We start from the raw sequence: 15,028 nt of genomic DNA, 5'->3' as shown, positions 1-15,028 counted from the left end.
CGCGGTCAGGCTGCTTCGATTTCGTCGAGCAGCCAGTTGGGATCGCTGCTGCCGATGGTGCGGCGGAAGGTCCACAGGTCGTCGGTGCGCGAAGCGTCGCTCATCGACCCGGCGATCATCTTGCCATCGGCGTCGCGGGTGACCGCGCTGATGTCGGCCTGATAGCGCACGGTGATGCGCGCTTCCTTGCGGTCGAGGTCGACCGCGGTGATCTTGGCCGAATCGATGCCGACCAGCCGGTTGTCGAGCCGTTCGCCGCGCGCGTCGCGCGCCTCGATCGCCTCGACAAAGGCTTCGTAGCTGTCGTCGTCGCACAGGTCGCGCAGCGTGTCGCGGTCGCCGGTCCAATAGGCCTCTGAAATCATGCGATATGCTGCCTCGGCGCCTTCCATGAAGCGACCGGCATCGAAGCTGCGGTCGGTCGCGAGCAGCTGGCGCAGCCCGATTTCGGCGGCGGGTTCGTAAACCAGGCCCGAGGGGTCGGCGGCAGGGCCGGTCGGCGCCGGGGGCGTTTCGCCGTCTTCCAGCCGCACCGGGGCCGGCGCGGCACGCTCGTCGCGGCGCGGCAGCACGGGTTCCTGCTCGTGCCCGGTGCGCTTGCCGAGCACCGAATACAGCCGCATGCCGAGGAAGGCGGCAATCATGGCGAGCAAGACGATCGAAAAAGCAGTCACGGGCAAAAGTCCAATGCGGGCAATGGAAACATATTGACCCATACATAGGCGATGCACGGCCAAGTTTCAAACCACCATGGCCCCGGCGTCGCGGCAGGTCAAATTTTTGCCCCTCCGGTTCCCGCGCCCGCCGCCCCGCGGCGCGCCCATTGTGCTGGCTGCCGCGCGCTGCTAAGCGCCGCCGCAACCGTCCGCCGCGATCCGGCACGGAACCTGTTTCATCTTTTTTGAGCGAAAGCATTAGACCATGGCTGACGAGACCAGCGCCGACATCAACAACCCCGCCCTGCAGCCCAATGGCGAAGACACGAGCCCGGCGATCGGCCTGATTTCGCAATATGTCAAAGACCTGTCGTTCGAAAACCCGAACGCACCCGCGGTTTACCAGTGGCAGGAAGCGCCGCAGATCGACGTCCAGTTCAACATCGCCGCCGACAGCGTCGGCGACAATCTGTTCGAAGTGTCGCTGAAGATCGACGTCACATCGAAGGCTGACGCGGGCACGATGTTCGTGATCGAGCTGAAATATGCCGGCCTGTTCGGCGTCCGCAACGTCCCCGAAGACCAGTTGCAGCCGTTTTTCCTGGCCGAAGCGCCGCGCATCCTGTTCCCCTTTGCCCGCCGCGTCGTCGCCGATGCTGTGCGCGACGGCGGCTTTGCGCCGCTCCTGCTCGAACCGATCGATTTCCACGGCCTGTTCATGCAGCAGGTCCAGCAGGCCGAAGCGGGGCAGCTGGGCGACGCCGTGCCGGTCGGCCAGGCGTAACCACCATCAACGGGGCGGGCTGACGGGGTGAGCAGCCTGGTCAAGAGCGTCGGGACGATCGGCGGGCTGACGATGGTCAGCCGCATTTTCGGTTTTGCGCGCGACATGCTGCTCAGCCGCATCCTCGGCGCGGGCGGCATTGCCGATGCGTGGCAGCTCGCCTTCCAGCTCCCCAACATCTTTCGCCGCCTGTTCGCCGAGGGCGCCTTTGCCGCGGCCTTTGTCCCGCTGTTCAACCAGCGGATGACCAAGGACGGCGATCGCAGCGAAGCGCGCGCCTTTGCCGACGCCGTGCTCGCGGTATTGATCCCGATCCTGATTGTCTTTTCGGCGCTGCTGCTGATCGTCATGCCGTGGATCATGCACCTGTTCGCGAGCGAGGCACTGCGCGCCGACGGCGAAAAATTCGACCTGACGATCGCGATGGCGCGCATCGCCTTTCCCTATCTGGCGTTCATGAGCGTCGCGACGCTGTTCGCGGCGATCCTGAACAGCCTGTCGCGCTTTGCCGCGGCGGCGGCGGCGCCGATCCTGCTCAACATCTGCCTGGTCGCGGCGCTGCTGATCGGCATGGCGACGGGCGACGGCGGCGAGCAGGCGAAAGCGGCGACCGGGCTGTATCTGGCGATATCGGTCTCGCTGTCGGGGCTGTTCCAGCTGATCTGGCTTTATTATTGGGTGCGCAAATCGGGGTTCCGGCCCGCGCTGCACCGGCCGCGACTGACCGCGGGGGTGCGCGAGATGGGGGTGCTGATCCTGCCCGCGGTGTTCGGCGCCGGGGTCTATCAGATCAGCCGTTTCGTCGACCTGTTCTTCATCGCGATGCTGCCCGACAAGAGCATCACCTATCTGGCGATGGCCGACCGCCTGAACCAGTTGCCGCTTGGCATCATCGGTATCGCGCTTGGCACCGCAATCCTGCCCGCCTTGTCGCGCTTTGTGGCGCAGGACGACCGCGACGGCGCCTTTCGCCTGCAAAGCAACGCCGTCGAACTGGCGATGCTGCTGACCGTCCCCGCGGCGGTCGCGCTGTTCGTCGCCGGTCCCGCGATCACCAGCGCCTTTTACGTGGGCGGTCAGTACAGCCTGGCCGACGGGCTGGCGACCGGTGCGGTGGTCGGCGGGCTGGTCGTCGGGCTGCCCGCCTATGTGCTGGTCAAGGTGCTGGTCCCCAATTTCTTCGCGCGCAAGGACACGCGCACCCCGGTGTGGACCGCGGCGATTTCGCTGCTGATCAACGTCGGCCTCAACCTCGCGCTGATCCCGTCGCTGGGCATCGTCGGGTTGGCGCTGGCGGGGTCGATCGCGGCGTGGTGCAATGTCGCGATGCTCTATGCGATCCTGCACCGCAGCGGATCGTTCCACCTGACCGGGCGCGTCGCCAGCCGGATCGCGCGCATCGTGCTGGCCGCCGCGGCGATGGCGGCGGCGCTGCATTTTGCGATCCCGCTGGCCGGGGACGCCTTTGTCGGCGGGGCGTTCGAACGCATCGCCGCGCTGGGCGCGATCGTCGGTCTGGGCGCGGTCATATTCTTTGGTTGCGCCGTGCTGTTCGGCGTGGTCAATCGCGACACCGTCGGCCAGCTGCGCCGACGCACACTCTAACAGGACACGAATCATGCGGACGCTATCGGGCATTCAGCCCACCGGAAACTTGCACCTGGGCAATTATCTGGGTGCGATCCGCAACTGGGTGCGGATGCAGGACGAGATGGCGGGCGAAAAGCTCTATTTTCTCGCCGATCTGCACGCGATCACCGTGCACAACGACCCCGCCGAACTGACCGCGAACACGCGCGAGATGGCGGCGGCGCTGATGGCGGCGGGGATCGACCCCGCCAAAGCGATATTGTTCAATCAGGCGCGCGTTCCCGCGCATGCCGAGCTCGGCTGGCTGTTGTTCTGTACCGCGCGCATCGGGTGGCTGAACCGGATGACCCAGTTCAAGGAAAAATCGGGCAAGAATCGCGAGGGCGCCAGCGTCGGGCTTTACGCGTATCCGGTGTTGCAGGCGGCCGACGTGCTGCTGTATCAAACGACGCATGTTCCGGTCGGCGACGACCAGAAACAGCATCTTGAGCTGGCGCGCGACATCGCGGCCAAATTCAACCTCGACACCGGCACCGAAACCTTCACGCTGCCCGAACCAACCATTCCGCCGACGGCGGCGCGGATCATGAGCCTGCGCGACGGCAGCGCCAAAATGTCGAAATCGGACCCGAGCGACGCGAGCCGGATCAACCTGATCGACGATGCCGACACGATCATGGCGAAGATCCGCAAGGCCAGGACCGACGCCGAACCCTTGCCGTCGGAGGCCGCCGGGCTGGAAGGGCGCGCCGAGGCGAAAAACCTGGTCGCCATCTATGCCGCGATGGCCGACGAAAGCGTGGATCAGGTGCTGGCGCGCTTTGCCGGACAGGGGTTCGGCGCGTTCAAGCCGGCGCTCGGCGAGCTGCTTGTCGAAAGCCTGCGCCCGATCGCGACCCGTTTCGGCGAGCTCAAGGCCGATCCGGCGGCGATCGACGCCGCGCTGGAAGATGGCGCGGCGCGCGCAAGCGCGCTGGCGCGGCCGACGATCGATGCCGCTTATGCCGCCCTGGGGCTGTGCCGCTAATCTCCTGTCCGGGCTTGCTTATTGGCGAAGGCACCCGATATTGATCGGTGGAACCAAGGTGCGACGAGCCGGGTTCAACCAAGGTTAAGTCGCATCGGCGCAGTCATGGTATAAAGCGCCAGCGATGTGCGCCCCCGAATCACGGAGCCAAGACGATGAGCAAGATGACCCTTCGCCACCTCGGCCTTCGCCACCTCGGCCTCGCCGCCATGACCGGCGCCGCGCTGGCGCTCGCCGGCTGCGCGACCCCGTTCAAGGCCGATGTCGCGCGTTTCCAGACCCAGCTACCCGCGCCGCAAGGCCAGAGCTTTGTCGTCGAGGCGGGCAACCCCGCGCTCGCCGGCGGGATCGAGTTCGGCCAATATGCCAATCTGGTCGCCAGCGAGCTGACCCGCTACGGCTATCGCCCCGCGGCGCGCGGCGAAAATGCCGATCTGGTCGTGCGGATGGATTATGGCGTCGACAAGGGGCGGGAACGCGTCGTGTCGAGCCCCGGCTTCGGCGATCCCTGGTACGGCGGCTATCGCGGCTATTATGGCGGCGGCTTCTATCGTCCGGTGATCGTCACCGGCCGCGGCGGGCGCCGTTATGTCTATGGCTATCGCGACCCGTTCCTGTGGGGCGGTTTCGGCCCCGGCTGGGGCGGCACCGACGTCAGCAGCTACACCGTCTATACCAGTGGGCTGAACCTGCAGATCAACCGCGCCGGCGACGGATCGCGGCTGTTCGAAGGCCATGCCGAGGCGCAGTCGCGCGACAATAATCTGCAAACGATCGTTCCCAATCTGGTCGAGGCGATGTTCACCGGCTTCCCCGGCAATTCGGGCGAGCGGGTGCGGATTACCGTGGCACCGCCCGAGAAGGGGTGAACTTGCCGCAAGGCTGAAGACAAAGGCCCGCCCTCCATCCGGAAGGCGGGCCTTTTGCTTTGGCGTGTGGAGCAATGTCGGGTTTCGACCGAAGTCGGACATGGCTTAGTTCGTAAGCTTCGCCTGAAAGCTGTCGCACGACCATTATACAGAGAGTGACTTGCGATTGGGATTCGTCACAGGGTGGAATCCTGCAGTTCGGAGTTTCTCGATCAAGGCAAGCGATCCGTGCGCTTTTGCGAACCCGAGTTCGGCATCGGTTATGCCCGTGAAGCCGACCAGAATGACCTGACCAGATGGAAGGGAAAATTCCTGCGGCTCATCCTCCCTCTCCACAAGGATCAGGTTGCGCAGTTGGCAGTCTGGCTGACCATTGAGCGGAGCGCGTAAGGGAATGCGGTCATGCAACGAGAAGCGGTCTGCTCCGGCATACCGACCGACACCGAGCAGTAGATCAAAGGCCAGCATATGCTGCAGCGCTCGGATCGCCCAATCCCCTTTCTCCGATACCGCGAAGGTGAATTCAACCCCAGCACCCGACTCCCCCTCCGGATCATAGTCGACTCCGTCCTGCTCCCAAGGATTTGAATATCCCGAGGTGACGTAGAGCCATGAAGGTCGGTCGGCCGTTGGCGCAAACTCGAAAACGCCGTGAAACAACCAGCGAGGGTCAATGTCGATCTGACCGAAGCGTTCTTCGAATAGCTGCTGAGTAAGAGGGAAGATGCCTCGGCTGATGGGGCCGAATAAGGTCGGATACACCTCTTCCTCGCGAATTTTCCACACACGCTCAAGGTCCATCGACGATCCTTCCTGCCCCATACGCCCAAGGGGACGTCTAGTATCGGACGGATGAAATCAATAGCCGTCAGGCAGCTTCCCACCCCAAAGCCGACGATACGGCGCGCGAGCGCAAGCGCTGTGGACAATCCCGGGGACAAACCCGGCATAAGCTGTGGATCAGCTGTTCAAACTGCGCCGGATCGCGGCGATTTCCGCGTCGAGTTCGCTGTCGGCGACGCGCAGCGCCTCGACCGTGCGGACCGCGTGGATCACGGTCGAATGATCGCGCCCGCCAAAGCGCCGCCCGATTTCGGGGTACGACCGCGGGGTCAGTTCCTTGGCCAGATACATCGCGACCTGACGCGGGCGGGCGATGGCGCGGACGCGGCGCTTCGAGGCCATTTCCGACTTGTCGAGCCGGTAGTGGGCGCAGACGGCGCGCTGGATCTCGTCGATCGTGATCCGCGGGCGCGCGGTGCGGACATTTTCGGCGAGCCGGTCCTCGGCGAGCGTCAGGTCGATCGTCGTGCCGGTGAGCGCGGCATAGGCGAGCAGCTTGTTCAGCGCGCCTTCGAGTTCGCGGATGTTGCGGGTGAAATGCTTGACCAGATAGGCGACGACAGCGTCGGGGACGTCAAGCATCGGCATCGCGGCGAGCCGCTGGCGAATGATGCGTTCGCGCAGATCATCCTCGGGCGCTTCGATGTCGGCGACGAGGCCGCCCGACAGCCGCGAGAGCAGCCGCGCTTCTACCCCGTCGAGCATTGCCGGCGGGCGGTCGGCGGTGACGACCAGGCGCTTGCCTGCGGTCATCAGGTCGTCGATCGTGTGGAGCAATTCTTCCTGCGTCGAATTCTTGCCGATGACGAACTGCAGATCGTCGAGCAGCAGCAGGTCGGCGGCGCGCAGCCGCGCCTTGAACGCCATCATGTCGCCGCCGCGCATCGCGCCGACGAATTCGAGCATGAATTTTTCGGCCGACATCAGGATGATGGTCGCGGTCGGATGCGCCGCGGCATAATCCTGCGCGATCGCCTGGAGGAGGTGGGTCTTGCCCTGCCCGGTGCCCGAGCAGAGGTAGAGCGGGTTGAACTGCGGCGCCTCGACCATCGCCATGCGGCGCGCGGCGTTGGCGGCGAGGATGTTGCTGCGCGCGACGACGAAGCGATCGAACGACAGCCGCGGGTCGAACGGCGACGGGACAGCGATCGGCGTCGGAACCGGGGTATCGAACGCCGGCAGCGGCGGGCTGGCCAGAATCGCGGCGCGCTCGGTCGCACCGGCGCCGCCGCGCACGGTGACGCCGCGCACCGTCGGCAGATGCTGGCGCCAGGCGAGTTCGAGCCGGTCGCCAAAACGTTCGTTGATCCAATTGGCCGAAAAACGGCTGACGGTTTCGAGCGTCACCACCCCCGACAGCGTGCAATAATCGCCAAAGCGCACGGGTTTCAGCCAATGGTCGAAAGTGCGCACGCCGAGGTCGCGGCGCAGTCCTTCGGCAACGCGCGGCCAGAGCGCCGCGGCATCGCCGCTCATCGCTCCGTCCCTTGCATCGTCACCATGAAGATTTCCGCTCTTTATCACGCTGCGCCGCCCCCGCTGATCCCCCTGCCCTCGAAACCTTTGCGGAGCCGCTCCCACGCCGATTCGTCGCCTGCGCCGGGGCGCAAGCATCCTGCCCGGGACCGAGGGCCCGAAGAAGTGCGAATCATGTCGATGTGGCGGCCACCGGCGAAGGCCGACGACCCCCCTGTCTAGTCAGGGCGAAGCGAGTCGATCAAGGGGCGGTCGTGTAAAAATACTGAAATAAAAATCTTGACTCGGCAGGGGTGCCGGAATCGCGCGAAATCGGTGTTTTCATCAAAATTTTCAGATACTTATATATGACAATCGGGTTGCAGATCAACGAATCGCCGTAAATCCGCCACTTACCGCGCTGCAACAATATTGCCATCGCCCGGTCATATTCGGCGGCACAAAAAAAGACCCGCGGGCGGTGTGCCGGCGGGTCCATTTTGTTCCCTTTCGGGACAAGCTCAAATAGGCGTGGGCAATCAGGCGATTGCGTTCACGCTCTTGGTCAGGCGCGAGAATTTGCGCGCGACGGTGTTCTTGTGCAGCACGCCCTTGGCGACGCCGCGCGCCATTTCAGGCTGCGCCGCCTTCAGCGCGGTCGCCGCCGCGTCCTTGTCGCCAGCGACGATCGCGTTCTCGACCTTCTTCACCAGCGTGCGGATGCGCGAGACGCGATTCTTGTTCACGACGGTGCGCGCGGTGTTGCGGCGGATGCGCTTTTTTGCCTGCGGCGTATTGGCCATAAATTCCTCGGTTTCCAAACGGTCTAAGTCAGTCGGAGCACAGCGTCACCGGAGCAGCCGAATCGCGCGAAACGAGCGAATCAATATCCGGATACGGCCGGTTCCGGTAACCCGGACCCTGCTCGAAGGGTGCGCGCATAGCCAGACAACCCCGGTTGGTCAATCATTTTTGCGGCAAATGCGCGCGTCACCGCTGGCATTTGGGGCAATAAAAGGTCGAGCGGCCGCTCTGGACGATCCGCGCGATCGTGCCGCCGCAGTCGCACGTCTCACCCTCGCGGCCATAGACGCGCCAGTCTTTGGCGAAATAGCCGAGTTCGCCATCGGGCTGTTTATAGTCGCGCAGGGTCGAGCCGCCCGCCGCGATCGACGCCTCGAGCACCGCCTTGATCGCGGGAACGAGCACCGCGAATTTGGCGCGCGACACGTCGGCAGCGGCGCGGGTCGGCGCGATGCGCGCCATGTTGAGCGCCTCGCACACATAGATATTGCCCAGCCCCGCGACGATCGTCTGGTCGAGCAGCATCGCCTTGATCGGCGCGCGCCGCCCCGCCAGAACGCGCGCGAGATGGGCGGCGTCGAAGGCATCGGACAGAGGCTCGGGGCCGAGCGTGACGAAAGCGGGAAAGCCGGTGAGCGGATCGCCGGCGACCAGGTCGACCGACCCGAAACGGCGCGGATCGTGGAGCATCAATCGCTGCCCCGCCGCGGTATCGATCAGCAGATGGTCGTGCTTGCCGGGTTCGCCCGCGCCGATCCGCCAACTGCCCGACATGCCGAGGTGAAAGATCATATGATCGCCGCGGTCGGTGGCGATGATGCCATATTTGGCGCGCCGCGACAGCCCGGTGACAATCGAGCCGGTGAGCCGCTGCGCCAGATCAACCGGGAATGGGCGGCGCAGATCGGGGCGCAGCGTCGAGACGCGCACCAGCCGCTGGCCGGTGAGGTGCGGCGCGAGGCCGCGGACGGTGGTTTCGACTTCGGGAAGCTCGGGCATCGTCAGCGGGAGCTACGCGCCATTTGCTTGCGCGACAAGGCCCCGCTAAAGGCGCATCTGACTATCGCTCTCCCCGCAAAGGCGCACATCCATGGCCACCCCCGACACCGTCAGCTTTGGCTATGAACAGGTTCCGGCGACCGAAAAAACCGCGAAGGTCGGCGAGGTGTTCAGCCGCGTCGCGCGCAAATATGACATCATGAACGACGCAATGTCGGGCGGCATGCACCGATTGTGGAAAGACCGCTTTGTGCGCCGCGTCAAACCGCGCGCGGGTGAGGCGATCCTCGACATGGCGGGGGGCACCGGCGACATCGCCTTTCGCATGGAAAAGAGCGGCGCGAGCATCACCGTCGCCGACATCAACCCCGACATGCTGGGCGTCGGCGTCGAACGCGCGGCCGAGCGCGGCATCGACAGCCTGGTGTGGAGCGAACAAAACGCCGAGAAACTATCGTTCCCTGACCAGTTTTTCGACGCCTATACGATTGCCTTCGGCATCCGCAACGTGACCGACATTCCCGCGGCGCTGAAGGAAACGCACCGCGTGCTGCGCTATGGCGGGCGGTTCTTCTGCCTGGAATTTTCGACCAACGAATGGCCGGGGTTCGCGCAAGCCTATGACGCTTATTCGCACCATCTTGTCCCCAAGCTCGGCAAGCTGATCGCGCAGGACGAGGACAGCTATCGCTACCTGATCGAATCGATCCGCCGTTTCCCGCCGATGCCCGAATTCGCCAGGATGATCGGCGAAGCGGGCTTTACCGCGGTGAAGGTCGAGCCGATCCTGGGCGGGCTGGTCGCGATCCATAGCGGGTGGAAGGCGTGAGGGTCGGCATCGGCATAAGGCCCCTCCCCTTCAGGGGAGGGGTTGGGGTGGGGTCCTTGGAACCGGCCGGCGTCGATGGCATCGCCCACCCCGCTGCGACTAGCCAGCAAGCTGGCAAGTCTCGCTGCCCCTCCCCTGAAGGGGAGGGGTTCACCCCATGACCCGTCCCGTCACCCATATCCTGCGCCTGCTGAAATGGGGCCGTATCCTGGCGCGCCACGGGGCGCTGCGCGGGATCGAGAGCGCGCCGCAAACCCCGCCGGGGGTCAAGCGGCTGTGCCGCATCGCGCGCTTTGGCACGGTCCAGCCGAAAATTCCCGACTATGCCGCCGCGTTCCAGGCGATCGGCCCCGCGGCGGTCAAGCTGGGCCAGACGCTCGCGACGCGCCCCGACCTGGTCGGCGAAGACGCCGCGCGTAACCTGCTGAGTTTGCAGGACGCGCTGCCCCCCGTCGCGTTCGAGCGTATCCGGCAGGAAATCGAGGCGACGTTCGAGGTGCCGCTGGAAAGCCTGTACAGCGAGTTCGACCCCGACCCTGTCGGATCGGCGTCGATCGCACAGGTCCACCGCGCCGTGACCACCGACGGCCGCAAGGTCGCGGTCAAGGTCCGCCGTCCCGGCATCGACAAGCAGTTCGCGCGCGACATCGACACCTATGAATGGGCGGCGGCGCATCTCGAAGCGCTCGGCGGCGAAGCGACGCGGCTGCGCCCGCGCCAGGTCATCGCCAATTTCCGCCGCTGGACGCTGCGCGAGCTGGATCTGCGCCGCGAAGCGGCGTCGGCGTCCGAACTGGCCGACGCGATGGTCGGGGTGCCGACCTATGAAGTCCCGGCGATCGACTGGGACCGCACGACGAGCAAGGTGATGACGCTCGACTGGATTGACGGCATTAAGATTTCGCACCGCGACGCACTGATCGCCGCGGGGCACGACATGGAGAAACTGGCGGGCAACCTTGTCCACGCCTTTCTGCGTCAGGCGATCGCCGAGGGGTTTTTCCACGCCGACATGCACCAGGGCAATTTGTTCGTGAAAGCCGACGGCACGATCGCCGCGGTCGATTTCGGCATCATGGGCCGGATCAACCGGCAGGCGCGCTACTGGCTCGCCGAAATCCTCTATGGGCTGACCACGGGCAATTATCGCCGCGTCGCCGAGATTCATTTCGAGGCGCAGTACGTCCCCGATTATCATAATGTCGAGGAATTCGCGACGGCGCTGCGCGCGGTCGGCGAGCCGATGCGCGGCAAGCCGGTCAGCGAGCTGAGCGTTGGACAGATGCTCGACGGCCTGTTCGCAATCACCCGCGATTTCGACATGCAGACGCAGCCGCATTTGCTGTTGCTGCAAAAAACTATGGTGATGGTCGAGGGGGTCGCGACGATGCTCAACCCCCGGATCAACATGTGGGACGTATCGGGACCGTTTGTGAAGGAATGGATCCGCGACGAACTCGGCCCCGAAGCCGCGCTGGCCGATGGCCTGCGCGAACAGGCGGGGACGCTGGCGCTGATCCCTGACATCATCCGCCGCCTCGACGCGCAATTGCCCAAAAAGGGCGCCGCGCCGCCCGCACCGCCGCTGCCCGAGATCGCGCTGATGTGGGACAAGGGCGAAAAGCGGCGCTGGTGGCGCTATGCGCTGACGGCGCTGGTTGGTGCGATGGCAGGCGCGGCGGCGCTCAACTGGCTGGGTTGAACTGACCGCCCGATGTGCATATCTTATGCACAAGGAGAATGGCGATGAACCGTCCGGCACGATTCGAAGGGCCAAAAAAGCCGACCAACGTGTCGCTGAGCGCCGGGCTGGTCGATGAAGCCCGAAAGCTTGGCATCAACGTCAGCGAGGCCTGCCAAACGGGCCTTGCCGCCGAGGTGAAGAAGGCGCGCGAAGCGGCGTGGAAGGAAGAGAATCGCGCCGCGATCGAAAGCTGGAACGACTATACGCGCAAGAACGGCCTGCCTCTCGCCAAATACCGGCGCTTCTGAATGCCGCAATTCGATGTTCACCGCAGTCGCGACGACGACAATCTGCTGCTCGATTGCCAAAGCGACCTGCTCGACCATTTTGACACGCGCTTCGTCATCCCGCTCGTACCGACGCAGACGGCGCAGACCTTGTCGCGCCTTCACCCGGTGTTCGAAATCGACGGACGGCGCCATATCATGGCAACGCAGCTCGCCTCCGCCGTCGATGCCAACGAACTCGGCCTGCGGGTGACGTCATTGGCCGACCAACGATATGAGATATTGAACGCGCTCGACGTGCTGCTGACGGGGGTTTGAGGTGGCCGGCAAGCGCATCCTGCTGATCATCGGCGGTGGTATCGCCGCCTACAAGAGCATCGAACTCGTCCGCCTGCTTCGCAAGGCGGGCTATGTCGTGCGCTGTGTCATCACCCGCGCGGGCGAGCAGTTTGTGACGCCGCTGACGCTCGCGGCGCTCAGCGAGAACAAGGTGTACACCAATCTCTTCGACCTGAAGGACGAGGTCGAGATGGGGCATATCCAGCTGAGCCGCGAGGCCGATCTGGTCGTTGTTGCACCCGCGACCGCCGACCTGCTCGCCAAGATGGCGGCGGGGATCGCCGACGATCTGGCGACGACGTTGTTGCTCGCGACCGACAAGCCGGTGCTCGCCGCGCCCGCGATGAATGTGCGGATGTGGCTGCATGCCGCGACGCAGCGCAATATTGCGACCTTGCGCGGCGACGGCGTGACCGTGCTGGCTCCCGACGAGGGCGAGATGGCATGCGGTGAGTTTGGGCCGGGACGCTTGCCTGAACCGGGGGCGATCAAGGATGCGATCGATACCGCGCTAGCCGCTGCACCCGCGGTTACCGCCATGACGGGCCAACCCGACTTCGCGCCCGGGAACCACCGCCCGCTTTATGGCCGCCGTATCCTGATCACCGCAGGGCCGACGCATGAACCGATCGACCCGGTGCGCTACATCGCCAACCGGTCGAGCGGCAAACAGGGCTTTGCGATCGCCGCCGCCGCCGCCGAGGCCGGGGCCGAGGTGCTGCTGATCGCCGGTCCGGTCGAGCTGCCGACCCCGCCCGGCGTGATTCGCGTCGATGTCGAAACCGCGGCGCAGATGGCGGCCGAGGTCGACCAAGGCCTGCCCGTCGATGCCGCAATCATGGTCGCCGCGGTCGCCGACTGGCGCGCCGCCGACCCGGCGGGGCAGAAGATCAAGAAGGACGGCAGCGGCGCCGTCCCGCCGCTCGCGCTGGCGGAGAATCCCGACATCCTGGCGGGAGTCGCAAAATCGCCCGAGCGCCCCACCTTGCTGATCGGCTTTGCAGCCGAGACCAATGACGTCATCGCGCATGCCGAGGCGAAGCTGGCGAAGAAGGGCTGCGACTGGATCGTCGCCAACGACGTCGCCGCCGACCCGATGGGCGGCGAGAGCAACCGCGTGCATATCGTTAGCAAAGACGGGATAGACAGCTGGGACCGGTTGCCGAAAGCCGCCGTCGCCCGCAAATTGATGGAAAAGATTGCCGATGAGCTCGATGCGCGTAGCCCCCGCCAGCCCGATTGAAATCCGCATCCAGCGGCTGCCGAACGGCGGCGGCCTGCCGCTGCCCGCCTATGCCAGCGACGGCGCGGCGGGGATGGATGTCGTCGCGGCGGAATCGCTGACGATCCGTCCCGGCACGCGCCATGCGGTCGCAACCGGGTTCGCGATGGCGATCCCCGCCGGTTACGAGGTGCAAGTGCGCCCGCGATCGGGCCTGGCGCTGAAACATGGCATCACCTGCCTCAACACCCCGGGGACGATCGACAGCGATTACCGCGGCGAAGTGAAGGTGATCCTGGCCAATCTGGGCGAGGATAATTTCGAGGTGAAGCGCGGCGACCGCATCGCGCAGCTGGTTCCGGCGCCGGTCCAGCGCGCGAGCTTTGCCGAGGTGGCAACGCTCGATACGACGACGCGCGGCGCGGGCGGTTTCGGGTCGACCGGGGTCGAGAGCGAACCCGTCGATGAAACCGCCGACGCCGCAGGACTGGCCTCGCTGTCGGGGATCAAGACCCGGCGATCGGGCGATTAATTGCTCACCGACGCCGAACTCGACCGTTACGCGCGCCAGATCATCCTGCCCGCGTTCGGCGGCGCGGGGCAAGCGAAGCTGAAAGCCGCGCATGTCGCCGTCATCGGCGCGGGCGGCATCGGCTGTCCGGCGATCACCTATCTGGCGGCGGCGGGGGTCGGCAGGCTGACGATCATCGACGATGATGTCGTCGAACTGTCGAATTTGCAGCGCCAGCCGCTGTTTACCGATGCCGACATCGGCGCGCGCAAGGCCGTGGTGGCCGCGGAGGCGGCGCGGCGGATCAACCCGTATGTCGAGACGGTCGCGATCGCCCAGCGGCTCGATGACGCAAATGCCGCGGCATTGCTGGATGGCGCGACCCTGATCCTCGATGGCTGCGACAATTTCGTCACCCGGCTGGCGGTCAACCGTGCGGCCGTTGCCTTGCATATCCCGCTGCTCAGCGCTGCGATCGGGGCGTTCGAGGGACAGGTCGCGCTGTACGAGGGCTGGCGCGCGGGCACTCCCTGCTACGCCTGCCTGGTCGGCGACGATCCGAACCAGGAGGGTGTCAACTGCGCCGAGACCGGGGTGATGGGCGCGCTCGCCGGGATGATCGGGACGATGGCGGCGTTGGAAGCCGTCCGCGCGCTGGCCGGCGGGGGGGCGTCCTTGACCGGGCGGCTGGCGATCGTCGACATGCTCGACCGGCGCTGGCGCGAAGTTGCTGTGGCCAAGGATCCGGAGTGTCCGATATGCCGGGGCTGAACATCATCGTCGCGTCGGCCGAAGGCGAGCGCTTCTATGCCGCGCTCGAGACGGCGGCGGCGGCCGCAGCGCTCGGGCGGTCGGCGCGCATATTCCTCCAGGGACCAGCCGCTGAATTGCTGCGCACGCCCGTCGCATTTGCGGGGGACGCCGCGCGACGCGCCGCGGGGCAGTCCGATCTCGTGTCGCTGATCGCCGAGGCCATGGCGATGGACGTGCGGCTGGTCGTCTGTCAGTCGGGCATGGCGCTGACCGGCATGACGGCGAATGAACTGGTGCCGCAGGTGCGCACCGGTGGACTGGTGAGCTTCATGGCCGAGATCGGCGATGCCGATCGATTGGTGGTCTATTGAAAGCA

At 65.5% G+C, this 15,028-nt stretch carries 18 protein-coding genes; 12 read left to right on the top strand and 6 right to left on the bottom strand.

Annotation, left to right across the window (positions count from 1 at the left end; genetic code table 11):
* Positions 1 to 5 precede the first annotated feature (5 nt).
* Positions 6 to 674 carry a Tim44/TimA family putative adaptor protein gene (locus ACTIFP_RS14665; RefSeq protein ID WP_439569447.1) on the bottom strand — a complete coding sequence of 223 codons (669 nt, stop codon included), beginning with the start codon at positions 672 to 674 and terminating at the stop codon, positions 6 to 8.
* A gap of 247 nt (positions 675 to 921) precedes the next feature.
* On the opposite strand from ACTIFP_RS14665, the gene secB reads away from it, so the two are divergent.
* The 4 genes from secB (at position 922) to ACTIFP_RS14645 (ending at position 4,926) form a co-directional block, all read left to right on the top strand.
* Positions 922 to 1,440, top strand: coding sequence for a protein-export chaperone SecB (gene secB / locus ACTIFP_RS14660; RefSeq protein WP_439569446.1), 519 nt, complete (start codon positions 922 to 924; stop codon positions 1,438 to 1,440).
* Between the two features lie 27 nt (positions 1,441 to 1,467).
* Complete coding sequence (gene murJ / locus ACTIFP_RS14655) at positions 1,468 to 3,045, top strand: murein biosynthesis integral membrane protein MurJ (protein WP_439569445.1); 1,578 nt, start codon at positions 1,468 to 1,470, stop codon at positions 3,043 to 3,045.
* Between the two features lie 13 nt (positions 3,046 to 3,058).
* Complete coding sequence (gene trpS, locus ACTIFP_RS14650; RefSeq protein WP_439569444.1) at positions 3,059 to 4,057, top strand: tryptophan--tRNA ligase; 999 nt, start codon at positions 3,059 to 3,061, stop codon at positions 4,055 to 4,057.
* 164 nt (positions 4,058 to 4,221) lie between these two features.
* Positions 4,222 to 4,926 (top strand): DUF4136 domain-containing protein, encoded by a 705-nt coding sequence (locus ACTIFP_RS14645; protein ID WP_439569562.1) that lies wholly within the window; start codon positions 4,222 to 4,224, stop codon positions 4,924 to 4,926.
* A gap of 144 nt (positions 4,927 to 5,070) precedes the next feature.
* Here the strand turns inward: ACTIFP_RS14645 and ACTIFP_RS14640 are convergent, their stop codons facing one another.
* From ACTIFP_RS14640 to mutM, 5 genes are all read right to left on the bottom strand, one after another.
* The gene (locus ACTIFP_RS14640; RefSeq protein ID WP_439569443.1) at positions 5,071 to 5,727 is read right to left on the bottom strand and encodes a suppressor of fused domain protein; all 657 of its coding nucleotides are present in this window, start codon (positions 5,725 to 5,727) and stop codon (positions 5,071 to 5,073) included.
* Positions 5,728 to 5,886: 159 nt separating this feature from the next.
* A complete protein-coding gene (gene dnaA / locus ACTIFP_RS14635) occupies positions 5,887 to 7,245 on the bottom strand; it encodes a chromosomal replication initiator protein DnaA (protein ID WP_439569442.1) in 1,359 nt (452 codons plus the stop codon).
* 241 nt (positions 7,246 to 7,486) lie between these two features.
* The gene (locus ACTIFP_RS14630) at positions 7,487 to 7,723 is read right to left on the bottom strand and encodes a hypothetical protein (protein ID WP_439569441.1); all 237 of its coding nucleotides are present in this window, start codon (positions 7,721 to 7,723) and stop codon (positions 7,487 to 7,489) included.
* Positions 7,724 to 7,763: 40 nt separating this feature from the next.
* Positions 7,764 to 8,027, bottom strand: coding sequence for a 30S ribosomal protein S20 (rpsT, locus tag ACTIFP_RS14625; protein ID WP_088440120.1), 264 nt, complete (start codon positions 8,025 to 8,027; stop codon positions 7,764 to 7,766).
* A gap of 187 nt (positions 8,028 to 8,214) precedes the next feature.
* On the bottom strand, positions 8,215 to 9,027 hold the full coding sequence (mutM, locus tag ACTIFP_RS14620) for a bifunctional DNA-formamidopyrimidine glycosylase/DNA-(apurinic or apyrimidinic site) lyase (RefSeq protein WP_439569440.1): 813 nt from the start codon (positions 9,025 to 9,027) through the stop codon (positions 8,215 to 8,217).
* 91 nt (positions 9,028 to 9,118) lie between these two features.
* Here mutM and ACTIFP_RS14615 point away from each other — a divergent pair, with 91 nt between their 5' ends.
* From ACTIFP_RS14615 to ACTIFP_RS14580, 8 genes are all read left to right on the top strand, one after another.
* Positions 9,119 to 9,856 carry a class I SAM-dependent methyltransferase gene (locus ACTIFP_RS14615; protein ID WP_439569439.1) on the top strand — a complete coding sequence of 246 codons (738 nt, stop codon included), beginning with the start codon at positions 9,119 to 9,121 and terminating at the stop codon, positions 9,854 to 9,856.
* 157 nt (positions 9,857 to 10,013) lie between these two features.
* Positions 10,014 to 11,558, top strand: a complete 1,545-nt coding sequence (ubiB, locus tag ACTIFP_RS14610) for a 2-polyprenylphenol 6-hydroxylase (RefSeq protein ID WP_439569438.1) — start codon at positions 10,014 to 10,016, stop codon at positions 11,556 to 11,558.
* A 44-nt stretch (positions 11,559 to 11,602) separates the two neighbouring features.
* Positions 11,603 to 11,848, top strand: coding sequence for a type II toxin-antitoxin system CcdA family antitoxin (locus ACTIFP_RS14605; protein WP_439569437.1), 246 nt, complete (start codon positions 11,603 to 11,605; stop codon positions 11,846 to 11,848).
* Entirely contained in the window at positions 11,849 to 12,145 is a 297-nt protein-coding gene (locus ACTIFP_RS14600) for a CcdB family protein (RefSeq protein WP_439569436.1), read from the top strand.
* A gap of 1 nt (position 12,146) precedes the next feature.
* A complete protein-coding gene (gene coaBC / locus ACTIFP_RS14595; RefSeq protein ID WP_439569435.1) occupies positions 12,147 to 13,409 on the top strand; it encodes a bifunctional phosphopantothenoylcysteine decarboxylase/phosphopantothenate--cysteine ligase CoaBC in 1,263 nt (420 codons plus the stop codon).
* On the top strand, positions 13,381 to 13,920 hold the full coding sequence (gene dut, locus ACTIFP_RS14590; RefSeq protein WP_439569561.1) for a dUTP diphosphatase: 540 nt from the start codon (positions 13,381 to 13,383) through the stop codon (positions 13,918 to 13,920). The genes coaBC and dut overlap by 29 nt, the downstream gene beginning before the upstream one ends.
* A complete protein-coding gene (locus tag ACTIFP_RS14585) occupies positions 13,921 to 14,670 on the top strand; it encodes a HesA/MoeB/ThiF family protein (RefSeq protein ID WP_439569434.1) in 750 nt (249 codons plus the stop codon). It abuts the gene before it with no gap.
* Positions 14,658 to 15,023 carry a DsrE family protein gene (locus ACTIFP_RS14580; protein WP_439569560.1) on the top strand — a complete coding sequence of 122 codons (366 nt, stop codon included), beginning with the start codon at positions 14,658 to 14,660 and terminating at the stop codon, positions 15,021 to 15,023. The genes ACTIFP_RS14585 and ACTIFP_RS14580 overlap by 13 nt, the downstream gene beginning before the upstream one ends.
* Positions 15,024 to 15,028 lie beyond the last annotated feature (5 nt).

Source organism: Sphingopyxis sp. (genome assembly GCF_051861155.1).
Classification (GTDB): Bacteria; Pseudomonadota; Alphaproteobacteria; order Sphingomonadales; family Sphingomonadaceae; genus Sphingopyxis.
The sequence above is the reverse complement of the archived record's forward strand: the minus strand, read 5'-3'. Positions and strand labels throughout refer to the sequence as shown.

What these genes read in the sequence shown, in the direction of transcription:
- ACTIFP_RS14615 (WP_439569439.1), top strand. Translation starts at nt 9,119, where the DNA reads ATGGCCACCCCCGACACCGTCAGCTTTGGCTATGAACAGGTTCCGGCG.
- dut (WP_439569561.1), top strand. Translation starts at nt 13,381, where the DNA reads ATGCGCGTAGCCCCCGCCAGCCCGATTGAAATCCGCATCCAGCGGCTG.
- ACTIFP_RS14645 (WP_439569562.1), top strand. Translation starts at nt 4,222, where the DNA reads ATGACCCTTCGCCACCTCGGCCTTCGCCACCTCGGCCTCGCCGCCATG.
- ubiB (WP_439569438.1), top strand. Translation starts at nt 10,014, where the DNA reads ATGACCCGTCCCGTCACCCATATCCTGCGCCTGCTGAAATGGGGCCGT.
- ACTIFP_RS14630 (WP_439569441.1), bottom strand. Translation starts at nt 7,723, where the DNA reads ATGGACCCGCCGGCACACCGCCCGCGGGTCTTTTTTTGTGCCGCCGAA.
- ACTIFP_RS14600 (WP_439569436.1), top strand. Translation starts at nt 11,849, where the DNA reads ATGCCGCAATTCGATGTTCACCGCAGTCGCGACGACGACAATCTGCTG.
- ACTIFP_RS14605 (WP_439569437.1), top strand. Translation starts at nt 11,603, where the DNA reads ATGAACCGTCCGGCACGATTCGAAGGGCCAAAAAAGCCGACCAACGTG.
- trpS (WP_439569444.1), top strand. Translation starts at nt 3,059, where the DNA reads ATGCGGACGCTATCGGGCATTCAGCCCACCGGAAACTTGCACCTGGGC.
- rpsT (WP_088440120.1), bottom strand. Translation starts at nt 8,027, where the DNA reads ATGGCCAATACGCCGCAGGCAAAAAAGCGCATCCGCCGCAACACCGCG.
- dnaA (WP_439569442.1), bottom strand. Translation starts at nt 7,245, where the DNA reads ATGAGCGGCGATGCCGCGGCGCTCTGGCCGCGCGTTGCCGAAGGACTG.
- ACTIFP_RS14640 (WP_439569443.1), bottom strand. Translation starts at nt 5,727, where the DNA reads ATGGACCTTGAGCGTGTGTGGAAAATTCGCGAGGAAGAGGTGTATCCG.
- secB (WP_439569446.1), top strand. Translation starts at nt 922, where the DNA reads ATGGCTGACGAGACCAGCGCCGACATCAACAACCCCGCCCTGCAGCCC.
- ACTIFP_RS14580 (WP_439569560.1), top strand. Translation starts at nt 14,658, where the DNA reads ATGCCGGGGCTGAACATCATCGTCGCGTCGGCCGAAGGCGAGCGCTTC.
- mutM (WP_439569440.1), bottom strand. Translation starts at nt 9,027, where the DNA reads ATGCCCGAGCTTCCCGAAGTCGAAACCACCGTCCGCGGCCTCGCGCCG.